The sequence below is a fragment of the Veillonella atypica KON genome, assembly GCF_002959915.1.
In the GTDB taxonomy this organism is placed as follows: Bacteria; Bacillota; Negativicutes; order Veillonellales; family Veillonellaceae; genus Veillonella; species Veillonella atypica.
Genome location: NZ_PPDE01000008.1, coordinates 209,061 through 228,406 on the forward strand (window position 1 = coordinate 209,061; position 19,346 = coordinate 228,406).

Below are 19,346 nucleotides of genomic sequence, written 5' to 3' on the forward strand. Positions count from 1 at the left end.
GTAAAACCAATAATTAAAAGGAATTAAGAATAGAATTTATATATTTCTTAGAGTTGAATCTGCATAATAATTTAAATGAAATACGAGCGTTCTAATTTGATATTTTATACACGCTATGTTATTATACAAATATAGAGCACGACAGTAAGACAATATATATTTTATAGGAGGATATTATCCATGTTAGGTAAAGTAAAATGGTTTAGTGCAGAAAAAGGTTATGGATTTATTGAAAGAGAAGATGGTAGCGATGTATTCGTTCATTTCTCTGCTATTCAAGACGAAGGTTTTAAATCCTTATCTGAAGGTCAAAATGTAACATTTGACATTGTTGATGGCAATCGTGGTCCACAAGCAGCAAATGTTGTAAAAGCGTAAACATATACCAAATATTACATAAAAACTAAATTAAAAAAATCCCAACACCTTATTTGTTGGGATTTTTTGCACATTTAATAGTGTACAATACATATTTCTACAAAAAATATAAAAATTTTTATCAAAAAAGAGGAGTTTTATATGTAGATGTAGAAATACTAATTAAGACACCAGAAATAGAGAAATAAGAACATTCTAACAACTGGTCGTTGATTTTTAGAAAGGGTGTTGACATATGAAAGTAGCAATCAGAGGTAAAAACATTGAAGTAACAGCGGCTCTTCGTGAGTATGTAGAAAAAAGATTGGGTAAGTTGACCCGTTACTTTGATGATGAGTTAGATGCACAAGCAGTACTATCTGTAGTGCGTGATAAAGCAACCATTGAAATTACATGTTTCGTTGATAAAATTGTACTTCGTGGCGTAGAAACAAATGATGATATGTATGCAGCAATCGATTTAGTAGTAGATAAAATCGTTCGCCAAATTCATAAACATAAAACTCGTTTGGCAAAACGTTTTAAACGTCAAGAAGCTTTCCATCCAGATGTAGCACCTCTTGATACACCTGTAGAAGAAGAAAAAATTGAAGTAGTAAAACGTAAACATTTTGCTGTTCGTCCTATGGATGTAGAAGAAGCTATCTTGCAAATGAACTTGATTGGACATGATTTCTTCATGTTCTTCAATGCGGAAACAGAAACGATGAATGTAGTATACCGTAGACATGATGGTTTCTATGGTTTGATTGAACCAGAATTAAAATAATATGATCGATTATTCAATTAATTATCTTTCTACGTTGATTTAATCGAGTGAAATATAGAATGGATACCAGAAATGGTATCCATTTTATATTTCTAGTTGTATATCTATAGAAAAGCCTTGAATTCTTTGACTATTCAAGGCTTTTTCGTTATAATGAATTAGATATAATAATGTAAGATATCCCGAAGAGGAGTGATTTGTTTGTTCGGCTTTTTACAAAGTCTTATAGGAAATAATAGCGCAAAAGAAGTTAAAAAAATGCGCAAAATTGTAGATCATATTAATGAACTAGAACCTAATTATGTAAAATTAAGTGATGCTAATCTCGTTGCTAAAACTGATGAGTTTAAACGTCGCTTACAAAAGGGAGAAACGTTAGACGATATTTTACCAGAAGCTTTTGCCGTATGTCGTGAAGCATCTAAACGTGTACTTGGTATGCGTCATTTTGATGTGCAAATGCTAGGTGGTATTTGCTTGCATAGAGGTAATATTGCAGAAATGCGTACTGGTGAAGGTAAGACCTTAGTTGCTACCTTAGCTGTATATCTTAATGCTTTATCCGGTAAAGGTGTTCATGTTGTTACGGTCAATGATTACTTGGCTACACGTGATAGTGAGCAGATGGGTCGTTTGTATAATTTTCTAGGCCTTTCTACTGGTTTAATTGTTGCAAATCTCGATTATAATCAACGTAAAGAAGCATATGCTGCAGATGTAACATATGGTACTAACAATGAATTTGGTTTCGATTATCTTCGTGATAACATGGTGTCCGATGTATCTCAAATGGTACAACGTCCATTAAACTATGCCATCGTCGATGAAGTTGACTCTATTTTAATCGATGAAGCGAGAACTCCGCTCATCATTTCTGGCCCTGGTAGTCGCTCTACTGACAACTATTATAAATTGGCGCAAGTTGTACCACATCTTGTAAAAGATGAAGACTATACAATCGATGAAAAACAAAAGACGATTGCACCGACAGATTCTGGTATTACAAAAGTTGAAAAAATGTTAGGCATCGAAAATTTATATGATGCTGATAATATTGAACTCAACCATTTACTAGGTGCCTCTTTACGCGCTTATGCTATGATGCATCGCGATACAGACTATGTAGTAAAAGATGGTGAAGTTGTTATTGTCGATGAGTTTACAGGTCGTTTGATGTTTGGCCGTCGTTATTCTGATGGTTTGCACCAAGCTATTGAAGCAAAAGAAGGTCTTAAAGTTGAACGTGAAAGCCAAACATTAGCATCTATTACGTTCCAAAACTATTTCCGTATGTATGAAAAATTGTCTGGTATGACTGGTACTGCTAAGACGGAAGAAAAGGAATTTAATGATATTTATGGCTTGGAAGTAATTCCTATTCCTCCAAATCGTCCTTTGATTCGTGTGGATTTGCCTGACCTTATCTTTAAATCTAAAGCAGCAAAATATCGTGCTGTTGTACGCAATGCTGTAGAACGTCACCAAACGGGTCAACCTATTTTGATTGGTACTACATCTATCACTCAATCCGAAGAACTTTCAGATATGTTATTGCGCGCTGGTGTACCACATAAGGTATTGAACGCTAAACATCATGAACAAGAAGCGGAAATTGTTGCCAATGCTGGTCAAATGGGTATGGTTACAATCGCCACAAACATGGCCGGTCGTGGTACTGATATTACACTAGGTGAAGGTGTGCCTGAACTTGGTGGTTTAGCTATCTTAGGTACTGAACGTCATGAAAGCCGTCGTATTGATAATCAATTACGCGGTCGTGCCGGCCGTCAAGGTGATCCAGGTTCTTCACAATTCTTCCTATCTTTGGAAGACGACTTGATGCGTATCTTTGGTGCTGATAATATTTCTGGCATCATGGATAAACTAGGAATGGAAGAAGATGAACCAATTGAACATTCCTTAATCACAAAATCTATCGAACGTGCTCAAAAGAAAGTTGAAGATCATAACTACAATATTCGTAAATATATCTTGGAATATGACGATGTTATGAATCAACAACGTGAAGTGTTATATGAGCAACGCCGTCGTATATTACGAAATGAATCTTTAAGAGATACCATTAATGAAATGATTGACAAGCTTGTAACTGAAGCTGTTGATACATATGCTGATGAAAAATTGTATCCTGAAGAGTGGGATTACGAAGGTTTACATAAACACTTGAGTCAATACTTCTTGACTTCTGAACTTATGTCTGCAGAAGAAATGGAAGAATATACACGTCAAGAATTGGATGAACGTTTACACGAAATCGCACATAGCGAATATCAAGATCGTGTTGATCTTTTAGGTGAAGCGATGTTTAGCCAACTTGAAAAAGCGATTATGCTACGTGTTGTCGATAGTAAATGGATGGAACATTTGGATAATATGGATATGCTTCGTGAAGGCATTGGCCTTCGTGCATATGGTCAAAAAAATCCTTTGGTTGAATATAAATTTGAGGCCTATGATATGTTCCAGCACATGATTGAATCTATTCAAGATGAAACAATCATGGCATTGTACAAAATTCGTGCACAATTGATTCAAGAAATTGAAGAACCAGTTGATCACTTAGAAGGTGCACAACCCCATCATGAAGATGTGTTGGAGCCACAAAACATAGATTAACATTTGTGAATGGCACGTTGCTCAATGGGAAAACACCTTCTGGGCAACGGCCATTTTTCATTTTAACAATACAGTAAATCGTTACTATGTACATGTAGTAATTCTATAAAGGTGGTGAACATAAATTGTTAGAGGATTTAAAACCAATTATCTCTGGTTTAGAAGAGCGAATTTATGGAATGAGGGATTCACTTTAACATAGCTCAGAAAGAAGAACGAATCTTCACACTTGATGTACAGATGAGTGATCCTACATTTTGGGATAATCCTGATAAGGCTCGTGAGATTTCTCAAGAGGCAACACAATTAAAAAACTCTGTAGAGGGGTATAAGCAGTTAGTGTCTGATATCGAAGATGCTAGTGTCATGTTGGATATGGCAATTGAAGAAGAAGATACCTCTATGGAGGGGGAAATCAAACAATTTGTAAATGGCATTCAAGAGGCTGTTGAAAAACAAGAGGTATTGCTTTTGCTCGGCGGAGAATATGATCAGAATAATGCTATTCTTACATTCCATGCTGGTGCAGGTGGTACAGAAGCACAAGATTGGTGTTCTATGCTGATTCGAATGTATTTGCGTTGGGCAGAAAAGACAGGGTTTTCCGTGGAACTTATGGATGAACAACTTGGCGATGAAGCGGGAATCAAAAGTGCAACATTTCTTATTAAAGGTGAAAATGCCTTTGGTTATTTAAAATCTGAAAAAGGCGTTCACCGTCTCGTTCGTATATCGCCATTTGATGCTGCAGCACGTCGTCATACTTCATTTGCAGCTGTTGACGTAATGCCAGAAATTGATGATACTGTGGAAATCAATATCGATATGAAAGATGTCCAAGTTGATACATATCGTGCAAGTGGTGCCGGTGGGCAGCATATTAATAAAACGGATTCTGCTGTTCGTATGACGCATAAACCAACAGGCATTGTAGTTCAATGTCAATCTCAGCGTTCTCAAATGCAAAATAGAGAACAAGCTCTTCGTTTATTACGTGCAAAATTATTTGAATTAGAACTTGAAAAGCAGGCTGAATTAAAAGAACAAATTGGTGGGACATACCAAGCTATTGAATGGGGAAGCCAAATTAGATCCTATGTATTCCATCCTTATAACATGGTAAAGGATCATCGTACATCGGTTGAAACTGGTAATGTACAGGCTGTTATGGATGGCAATATCGACCAATTCATAGAAGGCTATTTAAAGAAAGAAGCTAATTTAACAGTATAGGTGCTATAATGAAAAAATTTTTAATATTCATCGTCTTGCTTATCATTGTATGTGTGGTGGGTGCTCAATTTGTAGTTCCAAAATATATGGAATCTATTGTAGAAGATGAGTTAAATCAATCACTTAAACCTTCCAGCCAAACTGTTGTTATTGAATCTACACCCGCCTTTAAACTGGTTTACGGACAAGCAGATCACGCGGCAGGAACATTGGAAAATGTTCAATTAGGAAAGTTGAATTTTTCTAGTCTTCATTATGAGGCAAATAATATTGTTATTAATCCTATTTCTCTCATTGCATCTCATGAGGTTGAGGTCCTAAGTCTTGGTCCATCCTATGTAGAAGGTATTGTGTTAGAGGATGATTTAAAGAAATTCCTTATTCAGAATACAGAAGGTCTACAGGATGCTAATGTAGTAATTAATAATGACCGTATAGCATTAACTGGGACTGTTAACATTATGGGGTCTTTGAAAGGAACAGCTAGTTTGGAAGGCGCCTTGCAGTTGAAAGATAATGTTTTATCATTTGCTCCTAGTCGATTTACAGTTAGTGGATTGACTATTGCAGGTATTACATCACAACAATTGCATCCTATTGCTATCTATGATTTTAATAATTTCCCAGTTCCGGTTAAAGCTGAGTCTGTTAACGTTGAAAATGGAGAAATTCATATTAAGATTAAACCTGTACTCAATTAGAAAGGAAATATCGTGCATACTGTTAAGAAAACTAAGCACTCATTAGTTCTTATACTATGTATCATAGTAGGACTTATTTCAGCACTCTATTTAGTAATGGAGCGCAATACAATTGAAAAGGCACAAAATCATATTGAGAATATAGTAGATTATGATGCTGTACTTCGAGCTAATGCCTTTGAAAAACGTAGTCAAAAAGATGCTTTTGATGCACTGAAAGAGGCGGGAATAACGGCATTTGCCATTTATGATAGAACATTAGAAAAGGCAAATGACGCTGGTGAAATTAAATTACTTTCATCACAAGATATGTCCGATGTTCGTATCAATGGTGGTTCTATTAAACCAGGCGCTACTTATGTTGCACTTATTCCTGGTAAAGAAGGCTATTATAAAGAAATTCGCGAAGACCTATATCATCGTATTAGTAAAGAAAAGGTTAAAGAACTTAATACTAGTATAGGACCCGTTCTAGAATTACAAGGTGCTACTTCAGATAGCTATGCGAAGATGAACTTAGGCATCTCTAAGATCCAAGCCATGGAAGTGGCCAATCGCGGATTCAATGTAATTGTTCGACCTACTAATTATCGCAATGTTACATCTGATGATATTAAATATGTATTTAATCGTCTAGATGGGGTACCTCATGTAACAGGCATTATATTTGCTGGTAAAGAGGCATTAGGTGCACCAGATCATATTGATGAAACCTTAGAGGCTATGAATAATCTTCATATTCCATTGGTTGGTATTGAAGCTGTTAATCAGTTGCAATATGAGCCTCAGTTAGGATTCTTAGATATGGCGGCTAAGAAGAATTACAGTGTAGGTCGTGTTTACACAATTTCTAAAGATGAGTTAAAGAAGATTACTCCGGAAGAAGCGGCTCAACGATTCTATATTAGCGATATTGAGCGCAACATTCGATTTAATTTATTCCCTATGTATGAAGTAGGGCAAAATAATGAAACTGTGTTACAAACAACGATTAACTATGTACATAGTGCAACAGATAAATTGAGTGCTAAGGGCTATGAATTTGGGCCAGCAGATATTTATCCTGCCTATACACCTAATCCTTTATTAGTTGTTCTAACAATGATTGGTAGTATTGCGTTATTTGTGTATGTAGGACAAATGTTTATAGCTATGTCACAACACAAACAATTAGTTCTATTTTTTGCACTATCACTACTATCCATTGTTGGATTTATTGTAACTAGCGGTACATTATTAGTTCAAATTTGGGCTTTATCTGCAGCTATTATGGCACCTGTTGGAGCCTTGGTGATTCTTATGGAAGAATGGCGCAGATCAGATGGTACACGTCCTATAGGTGCGTGGAAATCTACGCTACTCGCATTACTCTATCTCGTAATAGCAACATTATTTGCTGCTATTGGTGGCATGTATATTGCGGCATTATTAGGTAATACAAAATTCTTTATGGAATTTGAAATCTTTAGAGGTGTAAAACTTACCTTCGTATTACCAATCATCCTTGTTATGATTGCATATCTACAACGCTTTCCATTATGGAAAGGTCGCATGATTAACTCTGGCACAGAAGCTAAGCAATTCATTAAAGAATTTCTAACTACAGATGTAAAAATGTATGTGTTCTTTGTGTTTGCTGCTATAGGTGCTGCGGCTTGGGTATTTGTAGGCCGTAGTGGTCATACGGCAGGTGTGCCTGTTCCAACATTTGAACTCGTATTGCGTAGATTCCTAGAGAATACACTATATGCTAGACCAAGAGAAAAGGAATTTATGATTGGTCATCCATTGTTGATGCTCGCAACATTTGCATTTCTACGTAAATGGCCTATGGTTATTCACTTTGTATTAACTATAGCTGGTGTTATCGGCGTAGCGTCTATGGTTGAAACTTTCTGTCATATTAGAACACCTGTCTTCATGTCTATTATGCGTGGGTATGATGGCTTGTTGCTCGGTTGTGCTATAGGTATTGTTCTTATTCTTGCAGTTCGTTTCCTTATTTACATCTCGCAATGGGCTATGCATCGGGAGGACAGTCATGAGTAATATCGTTATTTCCGGTTACTATGGCTTTGGTAATGCTGGTGATGAAGCTATGCTTTGCGCCATTATCGACGCTATTCGTGATGTAGAAGACGATGCACATATTACGGTTATCTCCGGCAATCCTCAAGAGACTAGTAGAAAACATAATATTAAGGCTGTTGGAACATTTGCTGCCTTTGGTATTTTGAATGCCATACGTAATGCTGATTTAGTGATTAGCGGTGGAGGTAGTTTATTACAGGATGCTACAAGTATTCGAAATACCTATTATTATCTAAGTATCATGGGACTTGCAAAATTACTTGGAAAACCTGTTATGCTGTACTCTCAAGGTATTGGTCCTTTATATCGTAAATCTACAAAACGAGCTGTTAAATTTATGTTGAAATATGTAGATGGAATTACAGTTCGTGATTCCATTTCGAAAGATGAGTTGAATGCTTTAGGGATTTACGATGTTGAGGTTACGGCGGATGCCGTATTAGCTATGCATAAGGCCAATCCTAGTATCGGTGCTAATATTTTAACCCAATATAATTGTGCTCCTATTGAAAGTGGTAGGAAACGCATCGGCATTGCTGTGCGTAGTTGGAAGGATGATACAGCGTATAGACAGAGTTTAGCAGATGTATTGAACCGGTTAAGTTTAGAGCAAGATGCTGAAATAGTATTCATACCTATGTCTCATCCTGATGATACGAAGGAAGCAAAGATTATAGCTTCATTAATGAAGGTAAAACCAATCGTATTAGAAGGACCTTTTACTACAGAAGAGCAACTATCCTTATCTGGCAATGTAGATCTAATGATTGGCATACGCCTACATGCACTTGTATTTAGTTCCTTAATGGGAAAACCAGTTATTGGTATTTCCTATGACCCTAAAATTACAAGTTTTTTACATATGATTGAACAAGAACCAATTGGTACTATGACAGAATTAGATTCTAATATTCTATATGATCGATGTGTAGAACTTTTACAATCTACAGAATCCTATCAACATTCATTCAATCGCATTCAAACATTGCGTAAGGTATCGAAACGCAATGCAGAATTTGCTATTTCACTTTTAGAAGAGTATTAAATATAAATTGGAGATTATCCAGAAAGTGAGGTCTTTATGGCTACATTGAGTCAAGATCAAAAACAATTAGTACAAGAGAAAGCAAAAGCGATTCGCGTAAGCATCGTACAGTCTGTTACAGCAGCTAAATCTGGACATCCAGGTGGTTCTTTATCCATTGCTGATGTAATGTCTCTGTTATATTTTGTAGAAATGAATGTAGACCCAAGTAATCCTAAAAAGCAAGATCGTGACCGTTTTGTGTTATCAAAAGGTCATGCAGCGCCAGCATTGTATGCGACACTTGCTGAAAAGGGATATTTTCCTAAATCCGAATTAATCAATTTGCGTAAAATTAATCATTTCCTTCAAGGTCATCCTGACATGAAGCATACACCTGGTGTAGATATGTCTACAGGTTCTTTGGGCCAAGGGATTTCTGCAGCTTGTGGTATGGCTTTAGCAGGTAAAATCGATAATGCTGATTATCGTGTATATTCCATTCTCGGTGATGGAGAACTTGAAGAAGGTCAAGTATGGGAATCTGCTATGTTTGCAGGTCACTATAAATTAAATAATTTGACTGCCTTTGTAGATTATAATGGCCTACAAATTGATGGTGATATTGAAAAAGTTATGTCCCCATTGCCAATTCCAGATAAATTTAAAGCTTTCAAATGGAATGTTATTGAAGTAAATGGTCACGATATTGACGAATTACATCAAGCCATTGAAGAGGCGAAAGCTTTCACAGATGGCCCTACATGTATCGTGATGCATACTGTAAAAGGTAAAGGTGTTGCAGAAATGGAAGGTCAAGCTGGTTGGCATGGTAAGGCACCTAGTGAAGAACAAGGTGTGGCATTCGTAAATGAAATCATGGGGGTACAATAATGGGTAAAGCAACACGTGAAGCGTACGGTAATGCGCTAGCAAAAATTGGTAAAGAAAATTCTAATATTATTGTTCTTGATGCTGATTTATCAAAATCTACTAAGACTGATACATTTAAGAAGGAGTGTCCAGAACGTTTCTTTAATGTAGGTATTGCTGAACAAAATCTAATCTCTGTAGGTGCCGGTTTAGCTGCAGCAGGTAAGATTCCATTTGTATCTTCCTTTGCTATGTTTGCAACTGGTCGTGCATTTGAACAAATCCGTAATGCTGTATGCTATCCAAAACTTAATGTGAAAGTATGTGCTACACATGCAGGTATTACTGTAGGTGAAGATGGTGCAACTCATCAAAGTTTAGAAGATATCGCATGTATGCGTGTTTTACCAAACATGACTGTTATTGTGCCAGCAGATGAAAAAGAAACAGAATCTGTCATTCAATGGGCTGTTGATTATAATGGTCCAGTTTATGTACGTCTCGGTCGTGCTGGTGTTGATGATGTAACAGCAGAAGGATATACTTTCACACCTGGTAAATCCAATCAATTAAAAGATGGTTCTGATGTGACAATTATCGCTTGTGGTGCTTTAGTAGGCCCTGCAGTTGAAGCAGCTAAACAACTAGAAGGTGAACAAATTTCTGCTCGCGTTATTAATATGGCATCCATTAAACCTATCGATGCTAATGCCATCATTAAAGCCGCTGAAGAAACAGGTGCTATTGTGACTGCTGAAGAACATAATATTTTAGGCGGTTTAGGTTCTGCTGTATCTGAAGTTGTTGTTGCATATAAACCTGTTCCTATGGAATTCGTTGGTGTTCAAGATACATTTGGGGAGAGTGGTACACCAAAAGAATTGATGGCGAAATATGGGTTAACAGCTGAAGATATTGTAAAAGCAGTTAAAAAAGTGGTGACACGTAAATAAAAGGGGAACCAATGATAGAATTTAAGAATGTTAGTAAAGTATATGAAAACGGATCTACTGCACTTGATAATGTGTGCATCACCATTAATGATGGTGAGTTTGTATTGATTTGTGGTCATAGTGGGGCTGGTAAATCTACGTTGTTTAAATTATTAACTCATGAAGTTACACCAGATTCTGGATTTGTTATAGTTGATGAATTTGATGTTACAAAATTGAAACGTAGTAAAATACCAAAATTGCGACGTAAATTAGGCGTAGTATTTCAAGATTTCCGATTATTACCTAACAAAAGCGTAGCTGAAAATATCGCTTTTGCTTTAGAGGTTATCGAGGAGAAACCTAAGGTAATTAAAGAGAAGGTAGCTCACGTTCTTGAATTAGTTGGCATATCTGATAAGGCGAATGATTTACCAGAGGATTTATCTGGTGGTGAACAGCAACGTGTAGCGATTGCACGGGCTATCGTCAATCGTCCATCTGTATTAATTGCAGATGAACCAACTGGCAATCTTGATCCGAATACGAGTAAAGACATTGTAGATTTGTTCAAGCATATCAATAATTTTGGCACTACTGTAATTATGGTTACCCATAATATGGATATTGTTACCTATTTAAATAAGCGAGTAATCGAATTAAAAGATGGTCGTGTTCTTAGTGATAATATGAGGGGTGCAGAATTTAATGAAGCCTAGAACAATGAAATATTTCTTTAAGGAAGCCTTAAAGTCCATGAAACGCAATGGCCTTATGACATTAGCGTCTATTTCCACTGTAGCATTATCTTTATTTATGCTTGGTGTATTTCTCTGTGGCGTTATCAATCTTAATAACATGGCATCGAGCTTAGAGAATCAAGTGCAGTTAAGTGTGTATTTGAAAGATGGTCTTACTACAGAGCAAATTATGGCTGTTGGTAAGCAAGTGAAAGCAATTCCAAATCTAAAACACTTAGAATTTGTTAATAAAGAACAAGCTATGAAAGAATTTAAGGAGCGCTTGGGGGATCAACAACAATTGGTGAATGCCTTAGGTGGTGTAAATCCATTGCCAAACTCTTATGTTCTTACCTTTGAAAATCCTGAAGATGTTAAATCTACAGCTAAATTAGTAACTACATTCCAAGGCGTAGAAAGTACACATTATGGTCAAGACATCATTGAGGAATTGTTCCGAATTACACAAATTATCCGAATTGGTGGTATCGTACTCATCGGTTTCTTAGCAGCAGCTACATTGTTTATTATTTCTAACACTATTCGTTTAACTGTATTTGCTCGTCGCAAAGAGATTGCGATTATGAAATATGTAGGTGCTACTAATAGCTTTATTCGTTGGCCATTTGTTATCGAAGGCATGTTGTTAGGCTTTATTGGGTCCATTATTGCCGTATTATGCGTGGGTGAGTTCTATCATTTTATTACCATAGAAGTATCCGATTCACTTGCATTCTTCCCATTAGTTCCTATGTTCCCATTCTTCTATCAATTAGTGGCATGCTTAATTGGCGGTGGGATTATCGTAGGCATTATTGGCAGTACCATTTCATTGAAACAATATATGAAAGTATAGTAGAGGGATTATGAGACAGTATACATTTAAAACTCGTCTCGTAGCAGCCCTTCTTTCGGGAGTGGTATTATGCGGGACACCAGCCTATATTATGGCTGAAGATGAAGATTTAACAAATCAATTAGATTCGATTCAACAACAAGTTAACCAGCAGAATGCTGCAAAAGCAGATGCGGAAACTGTGATTGGAAGCGTTTCTGAACAGTTGCGACAAATTGAAGAACAACTTCGTCAAGCGACTGCTGAGTTAGGTACGATTAAAGAGCAGCGTGTAGCTGTAGAAAATGATATTACACTTAATGAACGTCAATTGGCGGAAGCTCAAAAACGATTAGAAGGTCGAGAATCCGTATTTTATAAACGAGTTCGTGATATTTATATCAATGGACGACTTAGTTATCTTGATGTAGTTATTGGGTCTAAAGATTTTAGTGATTTCGCTAATCGATTAGAGGTTTTAAAACGAATTATCGATTCTGATATCACCTTGATTAACGAAATTAAAAAAGAGCGTGCTGACATTGAAGCTCATAAACAAAAACTCGAAGCAGATCGTGCTAAGTTGGTTGAATTAGAAAAAGCTGCACTTGCTAAACAGGCTGAAATTGAACAGAAAAAAGCAGAACGCAATGTAGTTCTTCAAAAAGCACAAAATGATAGAGCAACTGCAATGCAAGCAATTGAAGAACTTAATGCTTCATCAGCGCAAGTAAGTGCTATGTTGAAAGAACGACAAGCTGCACGTGCCGCCGCAGCTGCTGCAGCGGCTTCGGCCGCGGCTCAATCCTCTGGTGGGCAAGGTGCATCAGATAATTGGGTACAAGGTACAGGACAACTTGGCTGGCCTGTTAGTGGTGAAATCACTTCCCCTTATGGCTATCGTGTTCATCCAATTTGGGGGACTACAATTTATCACTCCGGTATTGATATTGGCGTTGATGAAGGTACACCTGTTCATGCTGCTGATGGTGGCGTCGTAGTTTGGTCTGGATGGATGGGCGGCTATGGTTATGCTGTTGTTATCGATCATGGTAATGGACTTTCTACACTATATGGTCATAACTCTGAGCTCGCTGTAGATGAAGGTCAATCCGTTGCGAAGGGCCAAGTTATTTCTTATGCCGGCAGTACTGGCAATAGTACAGGACCTCATGTTCACTTTGAAGTTCGTGTAAACGGGGATCCAGTAGATCCTATGGGTTATTTATAGAATGAATAATAATTTTAAAAGAATTGGTTTATCCTTAATTAAATATATATTTGCTTCCATCATTATGTTGTGGCTCGTATTTTGGTATATTTCTGGATCAGCTATGGGTTTACCACGATTTGTCGTAACCTATTACATAGCGACTCAGAAATTTATGACACCTGTAAGTAAAGGCACATTGTTTGATGGTATGTTGAAAGGTTTAGTGGCTTCCTTAGGAGAACCTCATAGTGTCTATTTAGACAAGGATGACTTTGAATCTATGAAAGAGCATACCTCTGGCACCTATGCAGGTGTGGGCATGGTTCTTGGACATGGTTCAAAGGGGTTAGAAGCAGTATCCGTGATTGATGATATGCCGGCTTATAAAGCTGGCATCAAAAGCGGTGATCACATCGTATCCATTGATGGCGTAGATACTAATTCTATGACGATTGAAGATGCAGCTTCAAAAATACGTGGTGAAGCTGGTAGCGATGTAACGATTGTGGTTGAACGGGATAATCAATTATTAACGTTTAACGTTACAAGAGAAGAAATCGTATTACCTACAGTAAAAAGTAAGATGTTATCAGACCACATTGGATATATTCGCATTAGTCAATTCGCTGAGCATACAGCAGGTGATTTTAAAACACAATATGAGCAGCTTCTATCCGAAGGAATGACTTCATTAGTTCTAGACTTACGCGATAATCCTGGTGGATTACTTAATAGTGCGCAAGATATTGCTAGCATTATTATGTCAGAAGGTACATTAGTATCTTTCACAACACGAGATGGAAAAACCAAAAATTATGTATCTGATGGAAAAAATCCTGCATTACCTATGGTAGTTCTCATTAATAAAGGTTCTGCTAGTGCATCTGAAATCATTGCTGGCGCTATTCAAGATAGAAAATTAGGTACCATTGTTGGCACAAATAGTTATGGTAAAGGCACTGTTCAAAGTGTATATCCAAATCTAGAGGATGAAGGTATTAAAGTGACTATAGCTAAATACCATACTCCTAATGATCGTGTTATTGATGGAACTGGTATTCAACCAGATGTAGTTCTAGAATTACCAAAGGGAACTACCCCATCTAGTGATATGTCAGATATTCAAATTCAAAAGGCAATAGAACTATTAAAATAGTTTTGCAGAAAAGGATGTAATTATGTTTATAGATCGCGCTCGTGTATTTGTAAAAGCGGGTGATGGCGGAGACGGTATGTCTAGTTTCCGTCGAGAGAAATATGTTCCTAATGGCGGACCAAGCGGTGGCGATGGTGGCCAAGGGGCAGATGTTATTTTAAAAGCAGATAAGAATATTAATACTCTTGTAGATTTTCGTTATAAACGCCAATTTAAAGCGCCAAAGGGTGGTAATGGTGAAAGTGCCAATAAACATGGTCGCGGTGCAGAAGATTTAATTATTCCTGTTCCATTAGGCACCGTTGTTAAGGACGAAGAATCAGGCAAGGTGTTCTGTGACTTAGTTCACGATGGTGATACCTTTATCATCGCTAAAGGCGGTCGCGGTGGACGCGGTAATGCGAGATTTTTATCTAGCTCTAATCGTGCACCTACCTTTGCTGAAAAAGGGGAACCAGGGGAAGAACGCTGGTTACAACTAGAGCTAAAGGTATTGGCTGATGTTGGCTTGCTTGGCTATCCAAGCGTTGGTAAATCAAGTATTCTACGCAAAGTATCTAAAGCACAACCAGAAGTGGCGGCTTATCATTTTACAACATTAACTCCTGTATTGGGTGTTGTAACGCTCCCTGGTGATCGTAGCTTTGTATTGGCTGATATTCCTGGTCTTATTGAAGGGGCTAGTGAAGGTGTAGGCCTTGGTCATAATTTCTTGCGCCATGTAGAACGCACGAATATTCTGATTCACGTTCTAGATGTATCTGGCATGGAAGGTCGTGACCCTAAAGTAGATTTTGATGCTATTAATGATGAGTTGCGTAAATACTCAGAGAAATTAGCTAATAAGAAACAAATCGTGGCACTTAATAAAATAAATCTTGTCTTTGATGATGAAACAATTCCAAATACAAAATCTTATTTTGAAGACAAGGGTTATGAAGTTTTCTTAATCAATGCATTGAGTGGTGAAGGTTTACCTGAGCTAATGGAACGAGCGTATTATTATGTAGAAAATTATGAGCCAGAGGTTGAAGCCACTGATGATACCGTTATGTATGAAGCAAAACCAGATACGGAGTTTGTTATTACACGTGGTGATGATGCTGCTTTCTATATTACGGGTAAACGTATCGAACGACTTGTGGCAATGACCAATCTTGACGATGATCAATCCTTACGTCGATTCCAACGTATTTGGCGTTTTATGGAATTGGATAATAAATTACGTGAAAAAGGATGTCAAGAAGGCGATGAAGTTGTTATTGGTGAACAACGATTCACATTCAGAGACTAGGAGTTATAATGACAGGAAAACAGAAACGGTATTTACGTTCATTAGCTGCAACTATGCCAGCTGTTGTGCAAATTGGTAAAAATGGTCTTGAGGATAGCGTGATTGATAGTGCACGAGCAGCACTGATGGCACGTGAATTAATCAAGGTTAAATTGCTTAATAATAGTCCAGAAGATAAAGCGATTTTTCAAGAATTAGCAGATATGCTTGGTGCTGAGTTAGTACAAGTTATTGGATTCAATGGTGTTCTTTATAAAGCTAAAAAAGAACCAAAAATTATATTACCGAAATAATAGTTATAACCTTTTTCCCTTATAGGAGATGATTGTATGAGAGATGCCATTAAGAATGCTAAACGCATTGTTGTAAAAGTGGGGAGCAGTACATTATGTTACCCAAATGGTCATTTAAATTTAGAACGGATAGAACATTTAGTCCGTCAATTATCAGATCTTGCCAACCAAGGGAAAGAGGTTATTCTTGTTTCCTCGGGGGCTACGGGTGCAGGCCTTGCGCCGTTAGGATTTAAAGAAAAACCAAGAGATCTTGTGTTACGTCAAGCATCAGCAGCGGTAGGACAAGGTGTACTCATTCATATGTACGAACGCATGTTTCGAGAGTACGGTAGAACGGTTGCTCAAATATTATTGACGAAGGAGGATAGCACTTCTCGTCATAGCTATTTGAACCTACGAAATACATTACATGCGTTATTACAATTACATGTCATTCCAATCATTAATGAAAATGATGTAGTAGCTATTGAAGAATACAAAATAGGCGATAATGATACATTATCGGCTACTGTAGCAGGGATTGTAGAAGCCGATGTGCTTATTATTTTATCTGATATTGATGGTTTATATACGGCTAATCCAGCTACGGATTCTACAGCTACTTTAATCCACGAAGTTTCTGTAATTACAGATGAAACTTATGAGATCGCTGGTGGTGCAGGTTCAAGTATGGGTACTGGTGGTATGTATACAAAAATTAAGGCTGCCCATATGGCGACTAATTCAGGTATACATATGATTATTGCCAGTGGTGAATCGGATAATTCTTTACGTAAAGTATGTAAAGGTGAGAATATAGGTACATTATTTGTCGCTAATGATCAAGGTGTTTCTCAAAAGCATCATTGGGTAGCTTATGGGAAACGCTTAAGTGGAAGCATTACTATAGATGAAGGATGTACGAAAGCCGTATTAAATCACGGAGCTAGTATTTTACCAGCTGGTATTATTGAAGTGGATGGGTCTTTTGAACCTGGTGATACAGTATCAATTATTGCTAAGGGAAAAGAAATCGCCAGAGGATTAGTGAATTATAGTTCTACAGATTTACTTAAGATTAGAGGTCACAATACGCAAGATATAGCTCGTGTATTAGAAATTGATACAACATATGATGAGGTTGTTCACAGAAATAATCTAGTAATTATTCATTGATGAGGTACAGTATGAATTCATATGAAAGTATATTTAAAGAAATGGGTGAATCTGCACGAGCAGCATCTATTGTTTTACAGCAATTACCAGAGAAACGCATCAATGAAGTATTATGTGCTATAGCCGATGCGTTAGTTCAACACAGTGAACAAATTTTAACAGCCAATCACATGGATATGGATTCGGCTCGAGGCGTGGTACCTGATACGATGTTGGATAGATTACTACTATCTAAAGAGCGCATTAATCAAATGGCAGAAGGTGTTCGTCAAGTTAGTCTATTACCATCACCGGTAGGAACCATACTTGAAACTATTAATAGGCCTAACGGACTTCACATTGAAAAGCGTGCCGTACCATTTGGTGTTATAGGTATCATTTTTGAAGCACGTCCAAATGTAACTGTTGATGCTGGCGCCTTATGCTTTAAAACCGCTAATGCCACTATTCTACGCGGTGGTAAGGAAGCATACCGTACAAATCGCGTCATCGTATCCATTATGCAAGATGTATTAGAAGCCAATGATTTACCAAGAGCAGCTATCCAGTTAGTAGAAGTATTAGATCGTGAAGCTGTAAGTGTATTGCTACAACAACGCCGTTATATAGATGTAGTGATTCCACGTGGCGGTGCAGGATTAATACAACGGGTTGTACGTGATAGTATGATACCAGTTATAGAGACGGGATGCGGTGTCTGTCATACCTATGTTGATGCTGAAGCTAACATTGACATGGCTGTTGATATTGCTGTGAATGCAAAGGTACAACGTCCATCTGTATGTAATTCTATGGAGACTCTATTGGTTCATAAATCTATTGCTCACGAATTTCTGTTGGCATTAGACTCTAAATTAGAGCCCCATCATGTAACGATTCACGGTACACCAGATGTATTACAGATTGTTAAGGGTATTGCTGTTGATGAGCACTCATTTAGTACAGAATATAATGATCTTGATTTAAATGTAGCTATTGTATCATCTGTGGATGAGGCTATTTCACATATTAATCAATATACGACACATCATTCTGAAGCGATTGTAACAGATAATATGAAAACCGCTCAGCATTTTATGAATCTTATCGATTGTTCTACTGTATATCATAACGCGTCTACACGTTTCACAGATGGTTTTGAATTTGGATTTGGCGCTGAAATTGGCATTAGTACACAAAAACTCCATGCTCGTGGACCAATGGGATTACAAGCATTAACATCCTATAAATATTTTGTATTTGGTACAGGACAAATTCGTTCGTGATGCATTTATATTATTTGATACGAGCCTATTATCGTTATATTCAGACTCCAAAAGGTCGTTATGAGTGGGTATCGTATGTAAAAGCATTAGCATTATTTATCTTGATTTGTATTATAGTCATAAAGGGTGTGACTTATATATGGTAGAGAACCGGCGGATTGGTATTATAGGCGGAACTTTTAACCCTATCCACTTAGGACATCTAATGATTGCAGAGGTAGCAAGGGAAAGCTTTCATTTAGAAAAGGTTATATTTGTTCCTGCAAGAATACCTCCTCATAAACATAATGATGTTATTGATGCTAAGCATCGTTATGCCATGACGGCTGCGGCGGTAGCAGATAACCCGTATTTTGAAATATCCGATGTGGAAATGCGTCGTGAAGGGCCTTCCTATACAATTGATACTATTCATCATTTCAAAAAAATATATGGAGATTCTGTTTCTTTTTACTTTATTGCTGGTACAGATACAATACGAGACTTACCTAATTGGAAATTTATTGATGAATTATTAGAGCATTGTCATTTCATTGGTGCTATGAGGCCTGATGGATCTCAAGTTGTTGATACAACATTAGAGTTATTAGGTCCCAAAGCTAAGAATAGAATTCATTTAATGAATGTACCAGAAATGAAGTTATCTGCTACTTATTTACGAGACCGACTGCGTCATGGCTTGACGGTCAGATATATGTTACCTAAATGTGTAGTTCAATATATTGAAAAATATGATATTTATCGGAAGGAATAA

Annotated in this window: 18 protein-coding genes; all 18 read left to right on the top strand. The window is 37.1% G+C overall.

Features of this window, described 5'->3' with window-relative positions; genetic code table 11:
* Positions 1 to 180 precede the first annotated feature (180 nt).
* The 18 genes from VAHSUH02_RS04895 (at position 181) to nadD (ending at position 19,346) form a co-directional block, all read left to right on the top strand.
* Positions 181 to 378 (top strand): cold shock domain-containing protein, encoded by a 198-nt coding sequence (locus VAHSUH02_RS04895; RefSeq protein ID WP_005379075.1) that lies wholly within the window; start codon positions 181 to 183, stop codon positions 376 to 378.
* A gap of 235 nt (positions 379 to 613) precedes the next feature.
* Positions 614 to 1,147: a ribosome hibernation-promoting factor, HPF/YfiA family gene (gene hpf, locus VAHSUH02_RS04900; RefSeq protein WP_005378989.1), complete on the top strand. Its 534-nt coding sequence runs from the start codon at positions 614 to 616 to the stop codon at positions 1,145 to 1,147.
* Positions 1,148 to 1,348: 201 nt separating this feature from the next.
* Positions 1,349 to 3,784, top strand: coding sequence for a preprotein translocase subunit SecA (secA, locus tag VAHSUH02_RS04905; RefSeq protein WP_038148902.1), 2,436 nt, complete (start codon positions 1,349 to 1,351; stop codon positions 3,782 to 3,784).
* A 125-nt stretch (positions 3,785 to 3,909) separates the two neighbouring features.
* Positions 3,910 to 5,017 (top strand): peptide chain release factor 2 gene (gene prfB, locus VAHSUH02_RS04910; protein ID WP_248841637.1). Its coding sequence is split into 2 segments (ribosomal slippage): positions 3,910 to 3,966 and positions 3,968 to 5,017, totalling 1,107 coding nucleotides; the frame shifts between segments, so codons are not numbered across the junction.
* An 8-nt stretch (positions 5,018 to 5,025) separates the two neighbouring features.
* Positions 5,026 to 5,718: an LmeA family phospholipid-binding protein gene (locus VAHSUH02_RS04915; protein WP_005383804.1), complete on the top strand. Its 693-nt coding sequence runs from the start codon at positions 5,026 to 5,028 to the stop codon at positions 5,716 to 5,718.
* A 12-nt stretch (positions 5,719 to 5,730) separates the two neighbouring features.
* On the top strand, positions 5,731 to 7,767 hold the full coding sequence (locus tag VAHSUH02_RS04920; RefSeq protein WP_038148900.1) for a DUF5693 family protein: 2,037 nt from the start codon (positions 5,731 to 5,733) through the stop codon (positions 7,765 to 7,767).
* Complete coding sequence (gene csaB / locus VAHSUH02_RS04925; protein ID WP_005383800.1) at positions 7,760 to 8,854, top strand: polysaccharide pyruvyl transferase CsaB; 1,095 nt, start codon at positions 7,760 to 7,762, stop codon at positions 8,852 to 8,854. Before VAHSUH02_RS04920 ends, csaB begins: the two co-directional genes overlap by 8 nt.
* Before the next feature lie 36 nt (positions 8,855 to 8,890).
* The gene (locus VAHSUH02_RS04930) at positions 8,891 to 9,727 is read left to right on the top strand and encodes a transketolase (RefSeq protein ID WP_005383798.1); all 837 of its coding nucleotides are present in this window, start codon (positions 8,891 to 8,893) and stop codon (positions 9,725 to 9,727) included.
* Positions 9,727 to 10,659 carry a transketolase family protein gene (locus VAHSUH02_RS04935; RefSeq protein WP_005383796.1) on the top strand — a complete coding sequence of 311 codons (933 nt, stop codon included), beginning with the start codon at positions 9,727 to 9,729 and terminating at the stop codon, positions 10,657 to 10,659. The genes VAHSUH02_RS04930 and VAHSUH02_RS04935 overlap by 1 nt, the downstream gene beginning before the upstream one ends.
* Positions 10,660 to 10,670: 11 nt before the next feature.
* Positions 10,671 to 11,357: a cell division ATP-binding protein FtsE gene (gene ftsE / locus VAHSUH02_RS04940; RefSeq protein ID WP_005383795.1), complete on the top strand. Its 687-nt coding sequence runs from the start codon at positions 10,671 to 10,673 to the stop codon at positions 11,355 to 11,357.
* Positions 11,347 to 12,234 carry a permease-like cell division protein FtsX gene (ftsX, locus tag VAHSUH02_RS04945; protein ID WP_005383793.1) on the top strand — a complete coding sequence of 296 codons (888 nt, stop codon included), beginning with the start codon at positions 11,347 to 11,349 and terminating at the stop codon, positions 12,232 to 12,234. Before ftsE ends, ftsX begins: the two co-directional genes overlap by 11 nt.
* 10 nt (positions 12,235 to 12,244) lie before the next feature.
* Complete coding sequence (locus VAHSUH02_RS04950; RefSeq protein ID WP_005383791.1) at positions 12,245 to 13,444, top strand: murein hydrolase activator EnvC family protein; 1,200 nt, start codon at positions 12,245 to 12,247, stop codon at positions 13,442 to 13,444.
* Between the two features lies 1 nt (position 13,445).
* Entirely contained in the window at positions 13,446 to 14,582 is a 1,137-nt protein-coding gene (locus VAHSUH02_RS04955) for a S41 family peptidase (protein ID WP_005383789.1), read from the top strand.
* A gap of 22 nt (positions 14,583 to 14,604) precedes the next feature.
* Positions 14,605 to 15,876: a GTPase ObgE gene (gene obgE, locus VAHSUH02_RS04960; protein WP_005383783.1), complete on the top strand. Its 1,272-nt coding sequence runs from the start codon at positions 14,605 to 14,607 to the stop codon at positions 15,874 to 15,876.
* Positions 15,877 to 15,884: 8 nt separating this feature from the next.
* A complete protein-coding gene (gene yhbY / locus VAHSUH02_RS04965; RefSeq protein WP_005381303.1) occupies positions 15,885 to 16,169 on the top strand; it encodes a ribosome assembly RNA-binding protein YhbY in 285 nt (94 codons plus the stop codon).
* Positions 16,170 to 16,205: 36 nt separating this feature from the next.
* On the top strand, positions 16,206 to 17,327 hold the full coding sequence (gene proB / locus VAHSUH02_RS04970) for a glutamate 5-kinase (RefSeq protein WP_005378824.1): 1,122 nt from the start codon (positions 16,206 to 16,208) through the stop codon (positions 17,325 to 17,327).
* Positions 17,328 to 17,338: 11 nt separating this feature from the next.
* The gene (locus VAHSUH02_RS04975; protein WP_038148898.1) at positions 17,339 to 18,592 is read left to right on the top strand and encodes a glutamate-5-semialdehyde dehydrogenase; all 1,254 of its coding nucleotides are present in this window, start codon (positions 17,339 to 17,341) and stop codon (positions 18,590 to 18,592) included.
* 139 nt (positions 18,593 to 18,731) lie between these two features.
* A complete protein-coding gene (nadD, locus tag VAHSUH02_RS04980) occupies positions 18,732 to 19,346 on the top strand; it encodes a nicotinate-nucleotide adenylyltransferase (RefSeq protein WP_005383777.1) in 615 nt (204 codons plus the stop codon).

Coding starts and splice junctions, on each gene's coding strand:
- proB (WP_005378824.1), top strand. CDS start 16,206: ATGAGAGATGCCATTAAGAATGCTAAACGCATTGTTGTAAAAGTGGGG.
- nadD (WP_005383777.1), top strand. CDS start 18,732: ATGGTAGAGAACCGGCGGATTGGTATTATAGGCGGAACTTTTAACCCT.
- obgE (WP_005383783.1), top strand. CDS start 14,605: ATGTTTATAGATCGCGCTCGTGTATTTGTAAAAGCGGGTGATGGCGGA.
- VAHSUH02_RS04935 (WP_005383796.1), top strand. CDS start 9,727: ATGGGTAAAGCAACACGTGAAGCGTACGGTAATGCGCTAGCAAAAATT.
- ftsE (WP_005383795.1), top strand. CDS start 10,671: ATGATAGAATTTAAGAATGTTAGTAAAGTATATGAAAACGGATCTACT.
- VAHSUH02_RS04955 (WP_005383789.1), top strand. CDS start 13,446: ATGAATAATAATTTTAAAAGAATTGGTTTATCCTTAATTAAATATATA.
- csaB (WP_005383800.1), top strand. CDS start 7,760: ATGAGTAATATCGTTATTTCCGGTTACTATGGCTTTGGTAATGCTGGT.
- yhbY (WP_005381303.1), top strand. CDS start 15,885: ATGACAGGAAAACAGAAACGGTATTTACGTTCATTAGCTGCAACTATG.
- VAHSUH02_RS04950 (WP_005383791.1), top strand. CDS start 12,245: ATGAGACAGTATACATTTAAAACTCGTCTCGTAGCAGCCCTTCTTTCG.
- VAHSUH02_RS04975 (WP_038148898.1), top strand. CDS start 17,339: ATGAATTCATATGAAAGTATATTTAAAGAAATGGGTGAATCTGCACGA.
- ftsX (WP_005383793.1), top strand. CDS start 11,347: ATGAAGCCTAGAACAATGAAATATTTCTTTAAGGAAGCCTTAAAGTCC.
- VAHSUH02_RS04895 (WP_005379075.1), top strand. CDS start 181: ATGTTAGGTAAAGTAAAATGGTTTAGTGCAGAAAAAGGTTATGGATTT.
- VAHSUH02_RS04915 (WP_005383804.1), top strand. CDS start 5,026: ATGAAAAAATTTTTAATATTCATCGTCTTGCTTATCATTGTATGTGTG.
- VAHSUH02_RS04930 (WP_005383798.1), top strand. CDS start 8,891: ATGGCTACATTGAGTCAAGATCAAAAACAATTAGTACAAGAGAAAGCA.
- hpf (WP_005378989.1), top strand. CDS start 614: ATGAAAGTAGCAATCAGAGGTAAAAACATTGAAGTAACAGCGGCTCTT.